Raw genomic sequence first — 3,834 nt, forward strand, 5'->3', positions numbered from 1 at the left:
TCTATGTGTTGTATATGTGGGAGAGCATGGGTTATAGTCTCGTTCATAATGTACTAAATCATTACCTTCACATTTAGTAAGTGCAATCTCTCGCCAATCACCCTCATAGCTTTGGTTACAACAAGGATTATATGTCAGTGTAATACTATTATTACTCCATTTCCAATCGCCACAAGTGGTTTGACAGTAAACAGTGTATGTTCCTGGCTGATTAAATAATGCGGTGCCTCCATCAGTCAAGACTACATTCCCATTTTTATACCATACTGTAGTATAACAGTTTGAAGCAGATAGTGTTGCAGTGTAATTATTTATACTTCCTACCCTTAAATTTTGAGATTGATTTGTTATATCTTTTGAGCTTGTTGCACTCCCATAGCCATCACATAATTCATATAGATCCGTTGTCAGTGATATGTTACATGGATCAGATACTATTGCCTCTTTTCGGGCACTAGTAGAAGGATTGTTAGATATATTTTTTTTGTATATGCAATTGGGGTATTTTGTACTTTTTATTAGTATAAAATCGCTTTTTTTAGAGTTTTTTAACGAAGTTTCAGAATAAAATTTTTCTCCATCTGAACTAAATAGGTACTCATTGTTCGGCTTGGTAGAGATGAGTATTTGTGATGAGTCGATACTATAAATGGCTTTTATTATATCAATATCTTTGTTTAATGGGCATCCCTCTTTTAAATTAAACTGTAATTCTCCTTTTTTCTCAAAAACACTTTTTATTCCGTTTATCCCTCCTCTAAGAAGAATTATGCTGGCTTTTTGTTCAACACTGTTAAAGTAACCTTTTAATAGAAAGGTGGCCTGGCGTTCATCTAGGTTTAGTTTTTTTTCAATATACTCATAATAGTTCCCTCCCGTCTGTACAAAGTTGTCTGGTAGTAACAGTTTGAGAGAGAACCCTTTTTGTTCTTCAAAAATGAAAAAGGCACTAGGAGGTATATCAAGCAATTCGGCGGTAATGGTTAGCTCAATTTCCTCGCCTACCTCTACGGTATCCTTATTGGCTTTTAAGGTAAATCGAATCGGATCGAGTACGTAGGGCGTATTTCGTTTGGGTAGAGTTGGAAGAATTGCTAGTATAGGTCGGTCTAGCGTAGGTACATTGAAAGGTGCTGTTGCCTTATTTCTACCAACGCGCACATTCTCCTTCCCCTTTCCTTTCTTCAGGATGGTCTTTGTATGCCCACTAGTAGGATTGATATGGAAGAGTATGATTATAGATAATATATACCAAATGTACATATAGACTCGGGTAAAACGTCCTATCATCTTTTTGTTGTTGGGGTAATAAACACTATCACTTACTCCTAGTAGAGTTAGGAATAGTCTATTGTTTATGAGTTAGAGGTTGGCAAAGATGAATGTAGTTTTGGTTGTTATCAATACCCTCTTTGAAAGATGCAAATGCAAGCCAATTTTGGTTTTTGCCTCAAGCAATAATCGTGCAAAAGTCTCAACTAGGTACTTATTTTCCGTGAAACCTACTTTTTTTTCCGTGAAATCTACACAAAATCCGTGAAACAATTTGTTTAATTCACCCAAAATCATAGGAGATACGCTCTTATCTCGACTAGAAGATTCTTTTGAAAGTGCAATTGATAACTTAGTTTTTTTTGTTTTGGAAATAGTATGAAACCTTTGCAAGCATCTACTCAAGCAGGAACTTAATCTAAAACATATAGCCCTAAAGAGTGATAAAACTGGGCTTAAACTCTATAATTTTCTTTTGAAAAAATATCCAATAGTTAACGATATATGCAATTGAAAAAAGTTTTTATAGCGACATTATAACAGTATGTTTTTGAGCGTGTGAAAAATTAAGTCTATATTTATACGATAATCACATATTCTATATGCCACAATTAGATCGTTCTAACTTTAAGTATAACGCGAAGGTTTTTGAAAAAAACTGTCTTTGGTGCGGGACACCCTTCTTTGCTAGTCGCTCTACAGCCAAGTACTGTTGTGGAACTTGTAGGGGTTATGCTAATCAAGCCAAACAATCTGAGGAAGCTATACCGTACGATGAGACGGAAAAAATGATTTCTGCGTTGCTTTCTGAAAATGCCTACCTAAAAGGACAACTCCAAAGGTATGTGACGGAAAATGACGAATTACGAAAACAGCTACTGGAGAAAAGTGCTCAATAATCCTATTATGGCAGATTGGCTGTAGATGAATTAGGTATTAACCGAGAAAGCAGCTTTTGGGGGTAAGTACAGATTCCTTCGTTTGATTGAAGGTATCTTGAAAAAACTAGCGTAAATCTTCCAAGTCTTGTTAGTTTGGAGTAATAAATTTGTCTATAAATTTTGACAAATAAATTGATTTGTCTTAATTTTAAGGCAAAAAAAGATTATGCTCACTCATGAAAAAGTAGTCTCTTTTTTAAAACAAAATCCAGCACTTTCATTATCTGTTTTAGAAAAAGAAGCTCAATTACCCATTAGCACCTTATCTAAATCTCTGACAGGAGATCGTCAACTAAACCTGAAACATTTGGCAAGTCTCTATCCTGTTTTGGTCAAATATGGATTTAACGAGTTTGCAAACTCACGTGCAAAAATAATTTCAGTAGTCAATCACAAAGGAGGTGTCGGAAAAACTACCACAACCCTCAATTTGGGCAAGGCTTTGTCAAAGCTCGGTTACCGTGTACTATTGATTGATATGGATTCTCAAGGTAATCTTTCCCAAGCACTAGGACACGATAATCCTGAAAAGCAGGTAGTGCAGTCGCTGTTAAAGGGAGAACCACTGCCTATTTGTAACCTAGCCGATAATTACGATTTAGCTCCTAGTGATTTGGAATTGGCTTACGCTGATTTGGAGTTGGTGCAAGCTATAGGCGGAGTTAATCAGCTTAAAAATGTGATTGCCCCAATTCGTAGTCAATACGATTATATTTTCATTGATTGCCCCCCAGCTTTAAACATTTTTACTAACTCGGCTTTGGTAGCCTCTACGGGGTGTTTGGTAACACTGCAACCTGAAGCCTCAGCCTTAAAGGGTGTCAATAATTTGTTTGATCGAATTACGCAGGTGAGAGATAGGATTAATTACGAACTGACCATAGAAGGAATTGTATTAACTATGGTAGATATACGTCTAAAGGTTCATCGAGACATGATTGACTATATCAAAGAATCGCTGTCAAGTTTTAAGATATTTAATACCCTCATCCGTCAAAATGTTGCGTTGAAAGAGTCGCAAATTGCACAGCAGGATATTTTTGAATACGCTTCAGAATCCAACGGAGCGCAGGACTATCTAAAATTGGCAAGAGAAGTTTCGGGTTATTAAAACATACATCCCTAATGAAAAAATACCAACTCAATCTCGGAGAAAAAAAAATAATCAAAGATCAAGGGCTTTTGCAATTTGAAGAAATTAAAAGGCAAATTCTCATCCTTCCAGAACTAGAACAGCTCATCCCGCCGCTGTTAATGGATGAACGACAACAACTAGAACAAAATATCATTCGAGAAGGCTGTCGAGAAGCGTTATTGATTTGGCAAACTACCAAGGATATAATAAATCCTGATGCTAAAAATACCCATACGGTGTATGTATTGATTGATGGACACAATCGCTACGGTATTTGTATGAAGCATGGAATTGATTTCAAAATTCATTTGGTCAGTTTTAATACCTTGTACGACGTGAGGCAGTATATGATTGATAATCAGTTAGGTAGAAGAAACTTAACCCCCGAGCAAATTTCTTATTTAAGGGGAATGAAGTACTTAACTGAGAAAAAAGAAAAAGGGAAATATGAGCGTTTGGAGCATAAGGGACAAAATGTCCTTTATG

At 36.0% G+C, this 3,834-nt stretch carries 4 protein-coding genes; 3 read left to right on the forward strand and 1 reads right to left on the reverse strand.

Going from position 1 to position 3,834, the window contains the following annotated elements; genetic code table 11:
- On the reverse strand, positions 1 to 1,290 hold a 1,290-nt coding region (locus K339_RS33215), incomplete at its 3' end, for a hypothetical protein (protein WP_157607546.1).
- A gap of 584 nt (positions 1,291 to 1,874) precedes the next feature.
- On the opposite strand from K339_RS33215, the gene K339_RS0109730 reads away from it, so the two are divergent.
- The 3 genes from K339_RS0109730 to K339_RS33220 form a co-directional block, all read left to right on the forward strand.
- Positions 1,875 to 2,171, forward strand: a complete 297-nt coding sequence (locus tag K339_RS0109730) for a hypothetical protein (RefSeq protein ID WP_028523415.1) — start codon at positions 1,875 to 1,877, stop codon at positions 2,169 to 2,171.
- Positions 2,172 to 2,379: 208 nt separating this feature from the next.
- Positions 2,380 to 3,324 (forward strand): ParA family protein, encoded by a 945-nt coding sequence (locus K339_RS0109735; RefSeq protein ID WP_028523416.1) that lies wholly within the window; start codon positions 2,380 to 2,382, stop codon positions 3,322 to 3,324.
- A gap of 14 nt (positions 3,325 to 3,338) precedes the next feature.
- On the forward strand, positions 3,339 to 3,834 hold a 496-nt coding region (locus K339_RS33220; protein WP_510186791.1), incomplete at its 3' end, for a ParB N-terminal domain-containing protein.

It is taken from the genome of Runella limosa DSM 17973, assembly GCF_000482465.1.
GTDB classification, from domain to species: domain Bacteria; phylum Bacteroidota; class Bacteroidia; order Cytophagales; family Spirosomataceae; genus Runella; species Runella limosa.